This is a genomic window from Psychrobacillus sp. MER TA 171 (assembly GCF_023713305.1).
Taxonomy (GTDB): Bacteria; Bacillota; Bacilli; order Bacillales_A; family Planococcaceae; genus Psychrobacillus.
Genome location: NZ_JAMAWN010000004.1, coordinates 94846 through 113998, shown reverse-complemented (window position 1 = coordinate 113998; position 19153 = coordinate 94846). Strand labels below are relative to the sequence as shown.

At 36.8% G+C, this 19153-nt stretch carries 21 protein-coding genes; 7 read left to right on the top strand and 14 right to left on the bottom strand.

What is annotated here, in order from left to right; translation table 11 throughout:
* Positions 1–213 precede the first annotated feature (213 nt).
* The 8 genes from brnQ to M3627_RS05760 all read right to left on the bottom strand — a co-directional run bounded on the left by brnQ (position 214) and on the right by M3627_RS05760 (position 7548).
* Complete coding sequence (gene brnQ, locus M3627_RS05795; RefSeq protein ID WP_169358457.1) at positions 214–1551, bottom strand: branched-chain amino acid transport system II carrier protein; 1338 nt, start codon at positions 1549–1551, stop codon at positions 214–216.
* A gap of 217 nt (positions 1552–1768) precedes the next feature.
* Positions 1769–2146, bottom strand: a complete 378-nt coding sequence (locus M3627_RS05790; RefSeq protein WP_169358456.1) for a Na+/H+ antiporter subunit G — start codon at positions 2144–2146, stop codon at positions 1769–1771.
* On the bottom strand, positions 2124–2408 hold the full coding sequence (locus M3627_RS05785; RefSeq protein WP_169358455.1) for a Na(+)/H(+) antiporter subunit F1: 285 nt from the start codon (positions 2406–2408) through the stop codon (positions 2124–2126). Before M3627_RS05785 ends, M3627_RS05790 begins: the two co-directional genes overlap by 23 nt.
* Positions 2409–2891: a Na+/H+ antiporter subunit E gene (locus M3627_RS05780; RefSeq protein WP_251553288.1), complete on the bottom strand. Its 483-nt coding sequence runs from the start codon at positions 2889–2891 to the stop codon at positions 2409–2411.
* An 18-nt stretch (positions 2892–2909) separates the two neighbouring features.
* Positions 2910–4394 carry a Na+/H+ antiporter subunit D gene (locus M3627_RS05775; protein WP_251553287.1) on the bottom strand — a complete coding sequence of 495 codons (1485 nt, stop codon included), beginning with the start codon at positions 4392–4394 and terminating at the stop codon, positions 2910–2912.
* A complete protein-coding gene (locus tag M3627_RS05770; RefSeq protein WP_251553286.1) occupies positions 4387–4725 on the bottom strand; it encodes a Na(+)/H(+) antiporter subunit C in 339 nt (112 codons plus the stop codon). The genes M3627_RS05775 and M3627_RS05770 overlap by 8 nt, the downstream gene beginning before the upstream one ends.
* Positions 4725–5150 (bottom strand): Na(+)/H(+) antiporter subunit B, encoded by a 426-nt coding sequence (locus tag M3627_RS05765; RefSeq protein WP_251553285.1) that lies wholly within the window; start codon positions 5148–5150, stop codon positions 4725–4727. The genes M3627_RS05770 and M3627_RS05765 overlap by 1 nt, the downstream gene beginning before the upstream one ends.
* Positions 5137–7548, bottom strand: a complete 2412-nt coding sequence (locus M3627_RS05760; RefSeq protein ID WP_251553284.1) for a Na+/H+ antiporter subunit A — start codon at positions 7546–7548, stop codon at positions 5137–5139. Before M3627_RS05760 ends, M3627_RS05765 begins: the two co-directional genes overlap by 14 nt.
* Before the next feature lie 480 nt (positions 7549–8028).
* Between M3627_RS05760 and M3627_RS05755 the strand changes: the two genes are divergently transcribed.
* Positions 8029–8712, top strand: coding sequence for an adenine nucleotide alpha hydrolase family protein (locus M3627_RS05755; protein WP_169358450.1), 684 nt, complete (start codon positions 8029–8031; stop codon positions 8710–8712).
* Positions 8713–8817: 105 nt separating this feature from the next.
* Here M3627_RS05755 and M3627_RS05750 read toward each other — a convergent pair whose 3' ends face one another.
* Positions 8818–9969 carry an MFS transporter gene (locus M3627_RS05750; RefSeq protein ID WP_251553349.1) on the bottom strand — a complete coding sequence of 384 codons (1152 nt, stop codon included), beginning with the start codon at positions 9967–9969 and terminating at the stop codon, positions 8818–8820.
* 197 nt (positions 9970–10166) lie between these two features.
* On the opposite strand from M3627_RS05750, the gene M3627_RS05745 reads away from it, so the two are divergent.
* Entirely contained in the window at positions 10167–10865 is a 699-nt protein-coding gene (locus tag M3627_RS05745) for a YetF domain-containing protein (RefSeq protein WP_251553283.1), read from the top strand.
* Positions 10866–11002: 137 nt separating this feature from the next.
* On the opposite strand, the gene nagZ is transcribed toward M3627_RS05745, so the two are convergent.
* Positions 11003–12667 carry a beta-N-acetylhexosaminidase gene (gene nagZ / locus M3627_RS05740; RefSeq protein ID WP_251553281.1) on the bottom strand — a complete coding sequence of 555 codons (1665 nt, stop codon included), beginning with the start codon at positions 12665–12667 and terminating at the stop codon, positions 11003–11005.
* A 171-nt stretch (positions 12668–12838) separates the two neighbouring features.
* Between nagZ and M3627_RS05735 the strand changes: the two genes are divergently transcribed.
* The gene (locus tag M3627_RS05735; protein ID WP_251553280.1) at positions 12839–12988 is read left to right on the top strand and encodes a hypothetical protein; all 150 of its coding nucleotides are present in this window, start codon (positions 12839–12841) and stop codon (positions 12986–12988) included.
* 37 nt (positions 12989–13025) lie between these two features.
* Here M3627_RS05735 and M3627_RS05730 read toward each other — a convergent pair whose 3' ends face one another.
* Positions 13026–13760 (bottom strand): YqcI/YcgG family protein, encoded by a 735-nt coding sequence (locus M3627_RS05730; RefSeq protein ID WP_169358447.1) that lies wholly within the window; start codon positions 13758–13760, stop codon positions 13026–13028.
* A 160-nt stretch (positions 13761–13920) separates the two neighbouring features.
* Here M3627_RS05730 and M3627_RS05725 point away from each other — a divergent pair, with 160 nt between their 5' ends.
* Positions 13921–14766, top strand: a complete 846-nt coding sequence (locus M3627_RS05725; protein ID WP_205963979.1) for a dimethylarginine dimethylaminohydrolase family protein — start codon at positions 13921–13923, stop codon at positions 14764–14766.
* A gap of 116 nt (positions 14767–14882) precedes the next feature.
* On the opposite strand, the gene M3627_RS05720 is transcribed toward M3627_RS05725, so the two are convergent.
* On the bottom strand, positions 14883–15392 hold the full coding sequence (locus M3627_RS05720; protein WP_240949588.1) for a cupin domain-containing protein: 510 nt from the start codon (positions 15390–15392) through the stop codon (positions 14883–14885).
* Entirely contained in the window at positions 15389–15976 is a 588-nt protein-coding gene (locus M3627_RS05715; RefSeq protein WP_251553279.1) for a histidine phosphatase family protein, read from the bottom strand. The genes M3627_RS05720 and M3627_RS05715 overlap by 4 nt, the downstream gene beginning before the upstream one ends.
* A 144-nt stretch (positions 15977–16120) precedes the next feature.
* On the opposite strand from M3627_RS05715, the gene M3627_RS05710 reads away from it, so the two are divergent.
* Positions 16121–16879 (top strand): MerR family transcriptional regulator, encoded by a 759-nt coding sequence (locus M3627_RS05710; RefSeq protein WP_169358445.1) that lies wholly within the window; start codon positions 16121–16123, stop codon positions 16877–16879.
* Between the two features lie 12 nt (positions 16880–16891).
* Here the strand turns inward: M3627_RS05710 and M3627_RS05705 are convergent, their stop codons facing one another.
* Positions 16892–17299, bottom strand: coding sequence for an NUDIX hydrolase (locus tag M3627_RS05705; protein WP_251553278.1), 408 nt, complete (start codon positions 17297–17299; stop codon positions 16892–16894).
* Positions 17300–17727: 428 nt separating this feature from the next.
* Between M3627_RS05705 and M3627_RS05700 the strand changes: the two genes are divergently transcribed.
* Together M3627_RS05700 and M3627_RS05695 are read left to right on the top strand one after the other, a co-directional pair.
* Complete coding sequence (locus M3627_RS05700) at positions 17728–18051, top strand: PadR family transcriptional regulator (RefSeq protein WP_169358443.1); 324 nt, start codon at positions 17728–17730, stop codon at positions 18049–18051.
* On the top strand, positions 18044–19099 hold the full coding sequence (locus tag M3627_RS05695) for a DUF4097 family beta strand repeat-containing protein (protein WP_251553277.1): 1056 nt from the start codon (positions 18044–18046) through the stop codon (positions 19097–19099). Before M3627_RS05700 ends, M3627_RS05695 begins: the two co-directional genes overlap by 8 nt.
* The last annotated feature ends 54 nt before the right edge of the window (positions 19100–19153 follow it).

Below are 19153 nucleotides of genomic sequence, written 5' to 3'. Positions count from 1 at the left end.
CGCGTGCGTAAGCGACGGGTGATGGCTTAACGCTCACCCCACGAAAAAGCGTCCGGCTGGCGCAGAAATCAATACTACTATCCGATTTAGAAAGCATCCTAAATCAACCCTAACCTTTAACATAGACAAAAAAAAATAAAGACGTGAAATCAAATTGCTGATTTCACGTCTTTTAATTTATGGACTAGTTATGTCCCAGCCTCAAATTTAATATTATCTAATTACCCTAGCAATAAGAGATGTTATAACAGTGATAACAATGAAAGGAATGACCCAGCCAAGCCCTACACCGTAAAATGGTAATATATTGTCATACAAGTTTAGAATGGATTGTAACCATCCAAAATACTCTATTTCTAAAGATTCACATAGCGCTTTCAATCCATCTACAATACTGATTAGGAAAGTAAAGAACATCACTACTACGTATACTAGCCTTGAATGATAGAACAATGGGGATAAAAAAGCTAGCAATATTAAAACAATAGCCAATGGATATAAAAGCATTAGCACTGGTACAGAGTATGTAATAATATTCGCTAATCCAAAGTTAGCGATAACACATGTAAATACACTAAAAACAATTACAAATACTTTATAACTTACAGCAGGTATCAATGTATTGAAATACTCGGCACAAGCAGTCGTTAAGCCAATGCTCGTTGTTAAACAAGCTAAGATTATTACAATGGCTAATAGAATAGCTCCAAAGGAACCAAAATAATGCTCGGAAGCTGCACTTAAAACAGGACCTCCAGTATCCATTATCCCAAACATATCAACAGACGTAGCTCCAAGATATCCAATACCAGCATAAATTACTCCTAAGAAGAAAATTGCAATGGCACCAGACTTAGCAGTTGCAGCTAGGATACCTTTTTTAGAGGTTACACCCATTGCACGCACTGCATTAATGACTATAATACCGAAGACTAAGGAAGCCAAAGCATCCATTGTATTATACCCTTCTGTAAAACCTGTCATAAAGGCATTATCAACGTAGCTTCCCTGCGGTGCACTAAAATCTCCCATAGGCTTGAATATAACAAGAACCAATAAGATCAGGAGACCTATTAGTATTCCTGGAGAAAGGTATTTCCCCACATTATCTACAATCTTCGATGGATTCAAGGAAAGCCATAATGTAAGACCGAAGAAAATAACTGTAAACACGAACAACCCGATTTGTGTATATTCAGAATTTATAAAGGGCATGATTCCAATTTCATATGAAACAGCACCAGTTCTAGGCAATGCGAAAAATGGACCGATTGTTAAATAAAGTAAAGATGTAAAAATAATAGCAAAAATAGGGTGTACTCTACTAGACAGTTCCTGTAAATTCTTACTTCCAGAGAAGCCCATTGCTAATGTCCCTAAAAATGGGAGTCCAATACCAGTTATTAAAAATCCTATTATAGCAACCCATAAGCTTGTCCCAGCATTTTGTCCAAGGCTCGCTGGGAATATTAAATTACCTGCTCCAAAAAATAAAGCAAATAACATTATTCCAATAACTAAATAACTTGAAAAGGATAATTTATTGTCCAAATGAATTGCCTCCTGTGATTTAAGAAATACTCATTTCTTCTATATTGTCATATTGTAAGGAAAAAATGTGTTAAATGATCTTTCATCATCACTTAAATGTTAATAATAATCATGATAATACTATGTATTTATGCAGAATGCAATATATTATAAAAACTTATAGAATAATTGTTTAATTTAAACAAAAAATAGTTAGCCAATAAAATAACTTCATCAGCTAACTATTTTTAGCGTTTTCATCTTCTTCTTCAAATAAAATTTCTGTTAAAGAATTATCAGAAGAGTTTTCAGCCAATTCTACATTTGTTCTATATGCAGCCCTTGTCAATAGGTGCCCTGCAACAGGAGCAGTTAAAAATACAAATAAAATACCTAATATTAATCTAATACTCACAAAGCCATCATGAACCCAAAAATATACAAACGCCCCCGAAAGAGTTAGTAATACTGCAACTGTAGAGCTTTTTGTAGCAGCATGTGAGCGGGTGTAAACATCTGGAAGCCTAATAATTCCTATCGCACTAATAACACTCATTATACTTCCTAAAAGGACGATCAGTGCTGCAAGCAACTCAACTGTCTGACTTACGCTCAATGATAACACCCCTCTCAATATATCGAGAAATCGCAATCGTACTTATAAATGCTAATATTCCTAATATAAGAATTGCCTCTAGAAAGGCCTTTGTCTTAAGTACAATCGATACTATAGCAATTATAGATATTAAGTTTACCCCAATCATATCTAAAGCTACGGCTCTATCTGGCATGGAAGGACCCTTTATAATTCGAAAAAGTGCTATTCCTATGGAAACTGCAAATAACGAAAGTGATAATACTAGTATTTTCTCTACCATTTAACGGGTCACCTCCATAATTGCTTTTTCAAATTTCTTTAATGATCGTAAAACATCTGCTTTTGAGGTTTCCATATCCATCGCATGAATATAAAAAGTATCTCCTTCTGGATTTACCTCCATTACGACCGACCCCGGAGTTAAAGTAAGTAATAGTGCAAGCGTCGTAATCTCCCATTCACTAGATAACTTAGTCTTATACGTAAAGATCCCTGGCTTAATCTTAAGCTTAGGACTAAGTATCTGTTTACTAATCACAATACTAGATGTAGCCAATTCCCTGTTAAAGATAAAAATCAACTTTAAAATTGAAAATAGACGCTTCAGATAAAATTGTGTTCCAAAAAATCGGTGCATGAGGAACACAATTCCAATACCAACGAAAAATCCGCTTACAAAGGTTTGTAATTGTAACTCCTCTGTGTCCATTAGTAATGTCCACAAAAATGCTATGAATAAATTAAGTAGAAACTGTGCTGGCATTATATATCACCCCTCCCATTACTCTTCTCTGCCTAGAATGGCATCAATATATATGGAAGGATTGGTCAGCGTATTTGCTGCATCACTAACATACACCGATACCACCTCTGCTCCCAGACCGAGTGCAAGCGTTCCAATACCTAGTAAGAATATTGGAAAAATCATGCCAAACTTCAAGGGTGTTTCATCTTCTAGACTGATAATAGTTTCACCGAATATGGAATTTAAAAATATGCGAAGCAACGAATACAGAACTACTATGCTCGAGAGAAATGCTAAGGCTAATAATATATATGCCCCTGACTCAATTGCCCCTTGACCTACTAATATTTTACCTACAAAACCGCTAAGTGGCGGAATTCCTGCTAAGGAACAAGTCACAATGAAGAACATCCAACCAAGTAATGGATAGTTTTTAATCAAACCGCTTATTTCATTAATTCTTGTTTTACCTGTTAAAGAAATCATTGTACCCACTAATAAAAATAGCATTGCCTTAGCAATCATGTCGTGCACGATATAATATATAGAACCTTCAATAGCCACAGTAGTTCCTATTGCTAAACCAACAAGCATGAACCCAACAGCAATTACAACATTATAAGAGGCTATCAAGCGCATATCTTTGTAGGCAATTGCTCCCATACATCCAACTATGAGCGTAATACCAGCCATAATACCGAGCAGCGTGTGCGTTATAAAAGGATCATGATAGAAAATGATCGTAAAAGTACGGAACAAGGCATAGATACCAACCTTTGTTAGAAGAGCACCAAATAAAGCAGCTATTGCCATTGGTGGCGCACTATACGAACCTGGTAACCAAAAGAATAGTAATAGTCCCGCTTTTACGCTAAAAACAACTAGAAACAGTATACCTATAGTTGTTAATAAGGGATCTTGTCCTGCTTCAGCTACCCTCTCTGATAGATGGGCCATATTAAGCGTGCCAAGAGAACCATATAGATAAGCAAGTGCCAATAAAAAGAACCAGGAAGCAACCACATTAATCACTACATATTTAATAGATTCTCTTAGCTGGCGTTTTGTGCCCCCTAAGGTTATTAATACATAGGATGCCAATAGTGTAACTTCAAAACAGACAAATAGGTTAAACATATCACCTGTCAAAAATGAGCCGTTTACCCCAGCTAACAGAAACAACACAAACGGATAAAAGTACATCTTCTCGTGTCTTTCTCCAATAGAAGAAAAGGCATACATCATACAAAGTGTAGTTACAATACTTGCCGTCAACACTAGTAACATGGAAAAGGAATCTGCCACAAATAGAATTCCAAATGGAGGCTCCCAGCCGCCAAAGTCTAATCGAAGAATTCCTTCTTTTTGTATGGTATTTAAAGTATATATACTAATTCCTGTAATCGAAAGCAAGGTCACTAAAGTAATGATACGTTGCAATTTAACTTGACGATTAAAAAATACTAATAAAACTCCTATCATAATAGGAATGATTAAAGGTAAGACAATAATATTATTCATCATTTGTTCCTCTCAATGCATCCAGGTCATCTGTGCCAATGTCCTGATACGCTCGGTATGCAAGAACAAGTATAAAAGCTGTTACTGCAAAACTAATTACAATAGCAGTTAATATCAAGGCTTGTGGCAGCGCATCCGTATAAGGTGCGTTTGCTTCCTTTAACAAGGGCACGTTCCCTCTTTTTAAATCACCCATAGTCAATATAAGTAAATGAGCTGCATGAGATAATACTGCAGTCCCTAAAATTACTCGAATTATATTACGAGATAAGATTAGATAAGTAGCAACGGCAACTAAAATACCGATTAATATAACCATAATTGTTTCCATTAGCTATCATCCTCACTTATGCTTAAAATTATTGTAACGAGCACCCCAACTACCGTTAAGGCAACTCCTGCTTCAAAAATCGTGACAGTTGTTAGCTCCGTTTTACCGAAGATCGGCAAGTCAAAATAAGCAAACGTTTGGGACATAAATGGAACTCCAAATAACAAGGAACCTAAACCTGTCCCGGTAGCTAATAACACACCTACCGCAGCTACCAGCTTAAAGTCTAAGGGAAGACTTTTTTGAACCTTTTCTATACCATTTGATAAGTAAAGAAGGACGAAGGCAGAAGCTAAAACCAGTCCTCCGATGAAGCCTCCCCCTGGTGTATTATGACCCGAAAGAAATAAATAAACTCCAAAGGTTAAAATGATAAAAACACCTATTTTAGCAACATTACGAAGAATAACATCATTGATTTTCACTGTCAGTGTCCTCCTTTTTCGCTCTAAGCTTAATCATGGTATATATACCTAAGCCTGCTATAAAAAGAACAACTACTTCTAGCATCGTATCGAACCCACGGAAATCGCCTAATATCGCGTTTACAATATTAGCTCCTCCCGCTAAGTTATATGCATCTTCAAATAGATAAGAAATCCGTTCAAACTGATCGTAGTTCAACACTGACAATCCCACTAAAACTACTACTAGCCCTACTCCAATTGATATAATGGCATTCATATTCTTAGTTTTTGATGATACTTTTTCTTTTTGCCAATCAGGCAAATGTGAAAATGCCAAAAGGAAAAGTGCAGTTGTAACGGATTCTACTACCAATTGTGTTAATGCTAGATCTGGAGCTCTAAATATTACGAAGAAAATAGCTACGGTATAGCCTAAAACCCCATTTAATAAAGTTGCAGTAATTCTAGATTTTGCAATTAACATGGCTAAGCTAGCAATTACCATAATTAATACTAAAATAATCTCGTATGTTCTAAACTTTGCACTTGGTGTTGTATCAAATGAAAAAGCACCCGACATAATTAAGTACCCACCAACTGTTGCGATAAAGAATATATAAATATATGATAGGTAATCTCTTAAATAGCCAGTCATATAACTTTTAGTCGCTATTGTAGACTGCTTCTCTGAGAAGCTTAAAAAATTCATATACAGAGCATTAAAGGAGTGTTTCTGTGGTAGTATGCTATAAATTGGTCTCCAATATCTTAAAACTTTAAAAAGAAGAAAACCTACTACTATAACTGCTAATGTCATCTTTAACTCAGTATTAAAACCATGCCAAGCATAGATGGAAGGCGTTAGCTTCTCAGGATCTCCAAAGGTTGGATAAATACTGGCCATTGCTGGTTTCAATAAATAATTTCCAACTATATTGGGAAAGAAAAATATACCGACCACTAAAATAGTAAGGATGATTGGTGAAATAAGCATACCAATCGGTGCCTCATGGATTGGTTTATCCAATTTTTCAGGCTGTGCCTTACCTAAGAAAGTTTTAAAGATGAAAACCATACAATATACGAAAGTCAGCACACTACCTACCCATGCAATTACGGGAAAAATCACTCCCCATGACTGCAAGGAAAAAACATCTGCTTCCATTATAGAAATGGTAGCTGTAAAGAACATTTCTTTACTTAAAAAGCCATTAAAGGGTGGCAGTCCTGCCATTGATAGGCTTCCGATTGTACCAACTGTAAAGGTAATTGGCATAAAGGTCATTAGTCCGCCTAATCGACGGATATCACGTGTTCCGAGCTCATGGTCGAGTATACCAACTACCATGAAGAGCGCACCTTTAAAAGTAGAATGGTTAATCATATGAAATAGTGCTGCAAACGTGGCCTGCGTATAGATGACAGACTCCTCAGAATAGCCGTATTGTAAAGCAATTGAACCAAGACCTAACAGACTCATAATTAAGCCGAGCTGACTTACTGTAGAAAAGGCGAGTAGTGCCTTTAAATCGGTTTGCTTTACTGCATTGAATGATCCCCAGAACATAGTGATCATCCCAACCGTACTTACTGTCCAAAACCATGTTTGATCCATGCCGAAAATCGGTGTAAAGCGAGCTACCAAGTATATTCCTGCCTTAACCATTGTTGCGGAATGTAGATACGCGCTGACCGGGGTCGGTGCTTCCATCGCATCCGGTAACCAAATATGGAAAGGAAACTGTGCAGATTTTGTAAAGGCACCTAATAGGACCAAAATTAATGCTGGTACAAATAAATCATGATTAGTTAACTCCAATGCAATCGGAATAATTTCGCGAATACTGAATGTGCCAGTCATCGTATAAATCATAATGAACCCTACCAGCATTGCAATACCACCGCTCACCGTGATAAGCATTGCCTTTTGAGCACCTTGTCTAGATGCATTGCGGTGGCTCCAAAATGCTATTAAAAGGAAAGAGGATACACTTGTTAGTTCCCAGAATACATATAAAACCATTAAATTATCAGAGAACACGACTCCGAGCATTGCGCCCATAAAGAGTAGTAAGTAACAATAAAAATTATGGAGAGATTCCTTACTAGAAAGATAAAAAATAGAATAAATGATAACTAAACTACCTACACCAGTAATAAGCAAACCTAATATGATACTTAGACCATCTAAATAAGTGGTGAAATTAATATCCAACGAGGGGATCCAATTGTATGTGTGATAGTATGTTTTTCCACTTGCAATCGAGGGAATAAAACTTGCAAGCATTACAAACAAAATGGTTGGTACTAACAAGACAAGCCAGCCTATATGTATTTTTTTCAAGTATCTATAAAAAATGGGTATAGTTGCAGCTACTATAAATGGGAATATAATAGCAAAGTTAATTGAAAACAATTGTTAACCTCCTATTTCCATATATGTATGAAAATTCTATATAGAAAGATTTATTTCATTTGAAAGAGAGACTTGACTATTAGGGTAACTAGTTGCATAATAGGATTCCATATGGGGTTCTCATATGAATGTCAGTAGAATAAGAGGTATAAATCATAGCCACTTTCTCGGCATGATTTTACGTTAATATAAATGGCTAAGCTAGAATAACTATTTTATATTCGGTAGCCTGATCATAGAGGGTAAAGCCAGCAACAAGAGACTAGGCCTTACAATCTCTTTATGCAGTATTAAGGAGAAAATGATTTTTTTTCACTCCTTAACGATATTAAATTAGGTATATTCTTGTTTTTCCTAAGTAAATTATACACTAAACCACACTTCTCTGCACTTATAGTGTTTACTATAGCTTATAATTTGCATTATTTTGTACATGTCACTAGAATAGATGAGACTAAGATAAATGGGGTGTAGACAACCGTGAAACGCACAAAAGGTAGGATGGATGAAAGTATACTTGTCTGCGTATACTATGGACCAAACGGTGAACGACTTATTAGAAGAGGACACAAAATGGCTAGTATTATGGACTGCCCTCTTTATATATTAACAGTGGATCCACTTCCATACGATGCTTTCGATGCAGAAAAGTCAGGTTACGTAGATCAATGGAAAGCATTAGCAGAAGAACTAGACGTAGAAGAATTTATCATTCGGGATAATGAAAAACGTCCTTCTCCTAAGGTAATTAAAGAAGTTGCTCATAACCTGAATATTACACAAATAATCATTGGACAAACTGCCCAAAGTAGATGGGAAGAAATTACTAAAGGATCGTTTATGAATGTCTTGTTAAAAGAAATCCCTTTTGTTGATTTCCATGTGGTATCAGTTGAACGTGCTATTAAAGATGAAGAAGAAGGCGTCTTTGAAAAAGGTGTAAGAGCATATTTAGTCAATGACGGAGAAACTTACAAGGTTTCCTTTACATGCGCAAAAAATATGTGCCAAGAAGGAATATTCTTCAAGGAAATAGGAACAGATTTTGATAACGGGATTTTCAAATTTATGCATAATAACAAAATGCAGCAAGTTCATATTCAAGATAATTTAGTTACAGATCCTTCTCAAGTACCAGATGATTGTACACTAAAAGCAAGATAACATATTATATATTGAACTGTTTAAGAGACTGTAAACCACCTCAGAAGAAAATTTTGAAGTTGGCTTACAGTCTCTTTGTTTTGAGGATTTTAACTTTACCACATTTTAAGACCTGCCATCCCTTGGCAAGGCAAATGCTACTATTCCTAGTAAGGGTAGCAGCGACACCACGACCATTGTGGAATAGATCCCTATGTAATCCATTAAAATACCTATAAGAACGGATCCCAAGGCTCCCATTCCAAAGGCCAGTCCTACTGTGAGACCCGCCATCGTCCCAATCTTGTTGGGTACTAGTTCCTGGGCATAAACAACTGTCACAGAAAAACTGAGCATTATTAAAAATCCAATAGCAGCTAACAATAACAAAATAGCCCAAACAGGTACATAAGGTAAAATAAGACATAAAGGAATTGGGACAACAGTTGAGATGACTATTACTTTTTTTCTACCCATTTTGTCAGCCATAGGACCTCCAAAAAATGTTCCCACTGCTCCTACAGCAAGAAATAGGAAAACGATAAGTTGGCCTTTCTGCGTAACAAAATTGTAATTCTCGGTCAGATGAAATATATAAAAGCTAGTAATATTCGTTACATAAAAAGAACGCACAAAAATAACGACCATTAAAAGTCCAAGAGCAATGCCTACTTGTTTCTTAGTTAAAGCAGGCAACGAAGATATAAATGCTTTTTTCTTAGCTGCCAAATTGACCTCATTCAGCTGTGCCTTGTACCAACTTGAAATTTTGCTTAACATGAAGATTCCGATCGCCGCCACGATTAAAAACAATGCAGCTCCCCTTTGCCCTAGTGGAATTAGGATAAATGCACTGATAAGAGGGGCCAATGCTTGTCCGGAGTTTCCTCCCACCTGATAAATAGACTGAGAAAGCCCTCTTTTATTACCCGCTGCCATATAAGAAACTCTCGACCCCTCAGGATGAAAGACCGCCGAGCCTAAACCCAAAAACAATACCGCAATGATTATAATCCAATAATCCGTTGCAAAAGCCAGTCCGACCACACCAATAAAGGAACTTACCATTCCTAGAGGAAGTGCATAAGGCATTGGCTTTTTGTCGCTTATAAAGCCTACAACTGGCTGTAGTAAAGAAGCAACCATATTAAGCGCAAACGAAATGAAGCCTAGCTGTGTAAAGGTTAATCCTACTTCATCTTTTAAAATGGGGAACATAGCTGGAACTATAGATTGTAGCGTGTCATTAAATAAATGACATATTCCCATGGCTACCATAATTGGATAAATAGGATTTCCCTGTTTATCCTGAGTTGCAATTTGAGACAATTTTGCACACTTCCCTATCAACAGAGTTAGTTTCATTATTATATCTTAAAACCTTAGATTTTATAAAATTATCTTTTAGAGAATACATTGAAGGAAGTGGTGCACAATACTTAGTATTATATTTATTTAAAGGAGTATCGATCACAATGGGTGACATTAGCTTTTGGGAAATGATTTGGAGAACCACCATTTCCTTTGCTGTTTTACTATTTTTAGCACGAATAATGGGAAAAAAACAAATTAGCCAACTAACTTTCTTCCATTACGTCACAGGAATAACAATTGGTTCTATAGCAGCGGAAATAGCGTCGCAAAAAGAAACTCCCTTTGTGGACGGAATTATATCGTTAATATGGTGGGCAGTACTTACAATCATAATGACATATATCTCGCAGCTTTCCCCAAAAATACGTCTGCTATTAGATGATGAGCCAACCATTATAGTCAAAGATGGAAAAATTTCTTTAAAATCCTTAAAATCTGCACGCATGAATATGGATGATGTCATGATGTTACTAAGAGAGCAATCCATTTTTTCCATAGATGACGTACAGTTCGCGGTATTAGAGACAAATGGAGAGCTTAGTGTTTTTAAAAAGCCTGCGGAACAAGGAGCAACAAAGCAAGATGTGAAGGCAGATGTGTCATTACCGACTTATATGCCTACTGAAATTATATCAGATGGTAAAATTGTCCGTAAAAATCTCAAAGAATTAAACTTAGATGAAGATTGGTTAATGAAAAAACTACGTAAGCAAGGAATTCAATCTATAGAAGAGGTTTATTTTGCCCAATTACAAACAAATGGTTCCCTTTCGATTAACTTAAAAAATAACGGACTATAAATTATTATTCCTCATCACTATATGATAGACAAGCTTGGTTAAAGATAATCACATATAGTAATTTGCTTATAAAAATAAAAAGGTATGGAGATTTCTACTCCATACCTTTTGTTTCCTATTTAAATAGGAAGCTTTTATTATTTCAAAATATTGTTAGTGAACTCATTCGTTAAATTATTGATCTCTTCTATATTAATGGAAGAAAGCTGATTGTTGCTTAGTTGGTACTTTTCTTTTAAATGGAGAATACGATCCACACTCTTATTAATCTGTTCTTCTTTTATCTCTCCATTACGGACAGCATCTAAAATAGCTTGAATTGCTCTTTCTACTTTTTCATAGTCATGAGCGATTAATACAATATCATTGCCAGCCTTTATAGCTTCTACTGCTGCCTCTCCTATTTCATGATGATTTAAAATAGCCTTCATTGTCATATCATCCGTCATGATGACTCCTTCATACTGTAAATGATCACGCAGTATATCTGTAATAATCTTTTTAGAGATAGAAGAAGGCATATTCTCATCTATCTTAGGCAAAAGAATATGACCAATCATTACAACATCAGCTCCGCTTTTAATAGCATTTTCAAAGGGAATTAACTCTAACTCTTCAAGTTCCTTTAAATCCTTATTTACTATTGGTAGCTCAACATGCGAATCAACTTCTGTATCACCATGACCAGGGAAATGCTTAATAACCGAGATAACATTTTGACTTTGTAAACCCTTCATAGTTGAAATTCCAAACTCACTTACCACTTTAGGATTACTTCCAAAAGAACGATCGCCAATAATGGGATTGTCAGGGTTACTATCTATGTCCATTACAGGAGCAAAGTCTAGATTAAATCCATATGCATTTAGTTGCCTACCTAATATAACCCCTAATTGTTTTGCTAAATCTAAATTATTTTTTTGACCAATTTGTTTGTTCGTTGGTAAATCATTAAGTTCCGGAATCCTAGTCACTCGTCCTCCCTCTTGATCTACCCCTAAAAAAAGTGGAGGGTCTTCTTCCTGATTCTCAGCCTTTAAGGAATTCAGTAAGGTTACGATTTGGTTTGCATTCACTAAGTTATCTTTAAAAAGGATAACACCACCAACCTTATCCTCCCTAACCATTCTCCTACCTTCCTCCGATAATTCCACTCCATCAATTCCTCCAAAAATCATTTGACCAATTTTTTCTTCTAAGGTCATTCGGTCTACTGAAGAAGTTTTCACTGGGGAGCTTGCCTCTTTTAAATCTGTGTATACTGAAATATGATGAACATTGGGATTAGGAACACTTTCTGTTGGCTTCGGTAAAATCCACTTTAATTGTATATTTGGAGCTACTTCATAAACTAGGATAGTTTCTTCTTTCCCCTCATCCTGGTAGCTTCGTATCATGTCTGGCTCACCTGCAACTGAATGGATGTCCTTTAACTGAACTTCCTGTATATATGAGGAATTAGTTCTAACGTCAAAAACTGTTCCCGAATGATGTCCAATCGTTGCGTAACGAGTTAGATAAGTATCATAAATATCATTGGAGAGGTTACTGCTTTCATCAGGTACTCCCCATAGCTCGTACAATTGTTCCGTATCGGTCTCGCCAACGATAAACGGAACATTTATAACCTGCCTTTTTTCTGCTAACTCAAAAACGAGAGAGACAACTGCCTGCCCTCCGGTTGCTGTTTCCTCTTTCTTTATAAACTCTTTCGGCTCTTCCTCTTTATTCGTTGTTAAAACTGCTTCTATTATAGTAAAGAAAAATATTACCACTAAGATTACCGCAATTTTTTTTGTCATATTTAAGGCCTCCGAACACTCGTCTACCTTATTGTATTTCAATTAGTATAGGCACTATACCTTTTTTCTCGTTATTATTTATAAATATTTAGGGGAAGATATGCATATCTCCTTTACCGTCCTTCATTAATCAAGAAAAGCGCAAGCGCCTATGTCTGCCCCGACAGGCAAATGGAGAAAAGCGAGGAGGCAGTTCCTCAGCCACCGCAAACGCTCTTGTTTGCGACGAGCTTGCGCAGGAGTAGCTTTTATCCATTTGACCCCGAGGGGCAAGGCGATGAAGCTAGACATCAATTTACCCACAGGTTCAGAACTTTTTAATTTCCTAAACAACAAAAAAATCCCCTAAAAAGGGGACTTAAGCTTGCGATTTATGGTGAAATGGACATTTACCTTGAATCGGCTCAATGTCATCACCTATAAAGGATTGTTTCCATTCATTATGAGTTGGATCACCGAAGTGACCGATATCTGGATGCTTAGGGAGCTGGTCCCATGCTTCTACACGTTTACGAACTTTCTCACGTGACATAATTCCACCTTTTTCCGTTCCTTCTAACCCCTCGAATATTTTCCGTGGTTGGAATCCTAGCACCATTGCGTTTCCTAAGTGTCGTGTCTTGCGCTTCTTATAGGCAGGTGCATTTCCGAATACGAATATTGGCTCTCCATTAAATCGAAAATCCCATAAATAGTGGTCCGGGTCACGAGGACTATCTTCCGGCCATTCCACCTCATCGACCTCATGTAAATACTGAAGGATATCCCAAAATTGCTTTCGGTAATCATCAATAGAACCTTCTTGTTCAAAAGGCTCAACAAATACAAAAAGACCATGTCTCTTATAGTTTGGTAATTTAAATAAGTCCAGAAAATCTGCTACTGCATAAGGTAAGTTACTCCAGTCATCTTGACTAATATAAGCATAGCGGAGCTCGCCTTTCAGTTCGCCACTCATTCCAAAAAAACACGGGAATGTTTTATCAGTTACCGTATTGTGAAATGTTTCGTATTCCTTATACAGCCAACTCGGCAAGTCTGTTCTAGTTTTAAAGTCTTCCTTTGTTAATAACGCTTGTTCCTTCGTAATCATATAATCTCCTCCACTATCTTGTTCGCACAAATCTTTATGGGTCTTTACCCCTTACTCGATTTCCTGAAACAACAAATAAATTTTACCAATAGGTTATAAAATACTGATTTGGGGAATATAAAGGGTGAATGAATAAACTGGAGGATGAATTATAGTGAAGATGATAGAAGATATAACACAAATAAATTGTCAAAGTGAATATGGCTCACTAAAAAAGGTATTCTTATGTGAACCTCAATATATGGAAATTAAAGAAGTGATTAATGATGTTCAAAAACAATATATAAATGATAATATTGACCGATCTCTTGCCCTGTCCCAGCATAAGCAATTTGAACAAACTTTAAGGGATGCAGGAATCGAGGTAATTAAACTAAAACCAAGTAAAGACCATCCTGAACAAGTCTTCACTAGAGATATTGGTTTTACTTTGGGCAATCATCTCTTTATTTCTGAAATGGCGAATCCCATTCGTCAAGGTGAAGAGAAGGTGCTTGCCGAGTGGATGAAGGAACATGATATAACATATAAGAAACTCTCCAATCATTCGATTGAAGGTGGCGATGTAATTGTTGACGGAAAACGTGTATTTATAGGGATTAGTCATCGCACAAGTCAGAATGCTATTCAAAATCTCCAAAGTGAATTACCTGATTTTGAAATTATCCCCATCCCTTTTAACCCAAAGTATTTGCACTTAGATTGTGTATTCAATATTCTTTCCTCAAAAGATGCATTAATATTTCCAGATGCGCTCGATCAGGAAACGGTGGAGCATTTATCAAGCATGTATCATTTGATAGAAGTGAGCGAACAGGAACAGTTCTCTATGGGGACCAATGTATTGTCGATTGGTCAAAATCGAGTACTGAGTTTACCTGTAAACCGTGGCGTGAACGACCAAATGAGAAAACACGGATACGAAGTGTTGGAGGTAGACTTTTCCGAAATTATTAAGTCAGGCGGGTCATTCAGATGTTGTTCCATGCCCATTGTGCGTCAATAAGCAAAAACTCTCTATGGTGACAGTAGGTGCAACGTTTTGAAGATAAAACAAGCTTAAAAATACGGTTTAAGCTTGTTTTATATTTCATTTCTCTAATAGTTCATTACGTTTCATAACTAATACGTATTTGGAATACTTTTGTATGCAAGCTTATAAATGACTGAAGCATGCTCAGGATATTTCTTTAGCAGCTCATCCTGTGTGAATAGTTCAAAGTCTTCATATTCAAAGCCCGGTGCAACCATACACCCAACTAAAGAAAATGCTCCCCCTTCTGAAACCGATGAACCAAAGATGGATTTTCCAGGCACAATTAATTGTGGGACTTCACCATTCACTATATCTAATCCAAGCTTGTATTCATGGTAACTTCCTTCTTGATCAATTACATGGACGGTTAAAGGATCGCCCCCATGAAAATACCAAAGTTCATCTGATTTCAAACGATGTAAATGAGAGATATCTTTTTCCCCAAGTAAAAAGTATATACTTGTGTATAGCTTTCTATCTGATCCATTTGCACTTATTGTATTGTCAGAGGAAAAGGTTGAATGAAAGTATCCACCCTCTGCATGTGGCTCTAAGCCTAAATGCTCAATATAATAGGAAGCGTCCTTTTCCATCATACCTCCCTCATTTCTAAATGCTTCATGCAGTTAAATAGGTGGCAATGGTTTTTCTCGTCTTTTAACTCAACGATGGTAACTGAGGTATTTCCAATATCATTTGAGAAATCTCCACCTGGTATAAGTGCATTTAAAACTCTAGCAAGAAAGCCCCCATGACTAACAACTATGATTTTCTTACCTGGATGCGCCTTTTGTATATCCTCGATAAAGGACATCCCTCTAGCGATAATGACTTCTTCCTTCTCGAAGCCCATATCCTGCTCTCTCCATTTTAGTCCCCACTTATCTACTCGTTCTTGCTCGGTAGTTCCCTCAATAAGACCTCCACCAATTTCTCCTAAACGGATATCTGTATTAAAATTAATCTTAGGTTGCTTTTCGGCTATAATCTCAGCTGTACGCTTTGCTCTAATTAGTGGACTAGTATACATTACATCCCACTGCTCTTTTCCCATCCGCTCGGCAACTCGCTCTGCCATTAAAATTCCTTCTTCATCTAACGGCACATCCGTTTTACCCTGCGCTCGTCCTTCTTTATTCCAAGCTGTCACACCATGTCTAATAAAAGCTATTGTAGTCATTTTAATAACCCCCTTTGTTCAAAGATAAGATAGAAAATACTTTTCGTAAAGTGCGGTCAAAAAGGTTTTTGAAAAAAATTCTTTTTAAGCCTTGACCTTCACGCTACGTAAACCTTTACACTACATATATCAGGAGGTGAAGTAATGATATATACAATTCAGAAGCTTGGAGAACTTGCTGGAATTAGTACTCGAACTATTCGCTACTACGATGAAATTGATTTATTAAAACCAGCAAGCCTAAGCGAAGCAGGTTATAGAATGTACGGATCAGCGGAGGTAAATCGCCTTCAACAAATATTGTTTTACCGAGAGTTGGGGATAAGCTTGGGACAAATAAAAGAAATCCTCATTTCACCAGGATTCGACAGTACTGTTGCTTTAAAGGAGCATAAGGAAAAACTAATTCAAAAAAGAGCTCAGCTAGATTTGTTAATAAATAATGTGGATAAATCGATTCAAGAATATGAAAGGGGTATTAAAATGACAGACAAAGAAAAATTTGAAGGATTTAAACAAGAGCTTGTGGACAACAATGAGGATATGTATGGTGAGGAAATTCGAAACAATTATGGGAATGATGCTGTAGACCAATCCTATGCTAGGCTAAAAAACATGACCAAAGAACAATATGAGGAGGTTGTAAAATTAGAGCAAGAGGTATTAGATAGCTTAAAAGAAGCGATTGCTGCTGGTGACCCAACAAGTAAACCCGGGCAAAAGACAGCAGAACTGCATAAACAGTGGATAAGTTTTCATTGGCCAAAATATTCAACGGAAGCGCATGCAGGCCTAGCTGAAATGTATGTAGCAGACGAACGCTTTAAAGCTTATTACGATAAGGTGCAACCAGGTGCGGCGCAATTTTTACGTGATGCTATTGTAGAATATACTAAAAACTAGAAGGCTAGCCTTCTAGTTTTTTAAAAGTTTTTCTATTATGTGGATATCATCCGGATAAGCTAGTGGCAAGTTCTTCATTTCGTCAAATGACTTCCAAGCAATCTCATGGATAAATTCATCTGGATCATGAATCGTTAATTCTCCACTTATAAATTCTACTATAAAGTACTCTACATAATACGAGATACCATAATCACTTAATACTCCACTTTTTTTATGTATCATTTCAATTGGACGAACAGTTAAGCCTGTCTCCTCCCAAAATTCTCGGACACAGCATTCTTCAAAGGTTTCCCCTTCCTCCACCGTCCCTGAAGGAACTGTCCACAGCTTATCCTCTCCCGGTGCTGCCTGTAAAACCATTAACACTTCTTTTCGCTCATTAAAAAAAACACCAGCCGCCCCTTGCCATTTAAACATTCTTTCCACTGCCCTTCCTAAGCTATAAAATATTATTCTTCTATTATACCGTACTGCTGGGTAGCATTACTAAATTATAGAAGCTACCCTACTTGTAGTGCATCCGCGCCTATTAACTACCATGGAGAGAGTGATCTATTAATCCGCCAAATTCGCCAGTAAATCTATATATACATCCATAAATCGTTAATTCGCCCCTTCTCCTAGCGAATTCGCCCATTACCTTGGTGAAAGTGACCCATTAACCGGCCAGAATCGCCCATAAGCTTATAGAAAGTGTCCCATTACGGTCTCAGAAAAGCCCATAAATCAAAAAATGTACCCTAACACACATTATTTTATCCAGTACCTTGCATTGTATAATAGCATATGGTATATTACTTCCAACGGTACTGTTTATTAAATAGTAGCGAAGGGAGTGAAGAAAAATGAATATACAATTTAAAAAGGGTGTACTAAATCTGTGCGTGCTTGTCTTATTGGATAAGCAGGATCGATATGGCTACGAACTTGTACAAAAAATATCAGATCAAATCTCGATTTCTGAGGGCTCAGTTTATCCACTCCTTAGACGATTAACAAAGGAAGGCTACTTCACAACTTATTTACAGGAATCAACGGAAGGTCCCCCACGTAAATATTATAAGCTGACGGATCTCGGTAGAACATATCTTCATGAGCAATTAAAGGAATGGAAAAGCTTTACGGATGGTGTGAATAATCTAATCGAAGAGGGTGTAAAAAATGAATGAGCAACAATTTATTAAGGAATTGGAACTTGCATTACATCAAATGACAGCTGACGAGCGTAACGAAATAGTATCGGATATTCGAGAGTATTTCTCTAATGCACGAGAGGATGGGAAAACCGATATTGATATTTCTTCTTCACTTGGCTCTCCAAAGCAGATTGCACAGGAGCTTCTTGAAAACTATGTTCCGGTAAAGTCCCAGCCTAAAACATTTACAAGCGATAAGTTGATACGTATTCCGGACTCTACGTTTACTAATGTGTTAATAGATCTAGACTATGGAGCTCTAAATCTGTTTCCATCTGAGTCAGATGAAACAATCGTTGAGCTAATTGGAGAAAGTGAAAAGCTTTCATTCGTGGCTGAAGTGATTGGTGATACACTTTCTGTTAAGTTGAAGTCTAAAAAAATGAGCTTCTTTACTTTTATTTTTCAAGTCAAGGAATTGAAAGTAAATGTCGCACTACCAAAAAAGCTCTATTCAACTATCACTATGAAGTCTGATCACGGTCGTATTCGAGCAGAGAAATTACTTGGCAAAATTGTAAAGGTCAATTCCGACAACGGGTCTATTTTACTTCAAGAAATAGCTTCTACCTTAATGGAAGTTAAAACAGATAATGGACGGATTGAGCTAGACCGAGTGCAGAGTGACAAGCTAACGACAACAACCGACAATGGGCGAATCGAATTGCGCAATGTGGATACTGAGAAAGTTCATGCAGAAACTGACAATGGCCGCATCACCATGCAATATGTAAATGGGGATATCCTGGGGAAAACGGACAACGGCCGAATTGAACTGTTAACAACTAGCATTGATCGAATGATTGATCTTAAAACTGACAACGGAAGTATCATGATTGAAACAGAATCCGACCCTTCAGATGTATCTATCTCTGCAAAAGTCGATTGGGGCAAAGTAGATATTTTTGGGGAACGTAATTCTAAAACAGTCTTTGGTGCAGGGACTCATCAAGTAAGACTAACATCTGACAACGGCAGACTAACTGTTGCTAAACGTGCAGTTTCTGGAATTAAATTATAAACACTCTTTCTCCCCTTTTCTCATAGACTAGGTAAGGACTATAACAAAAGGGGA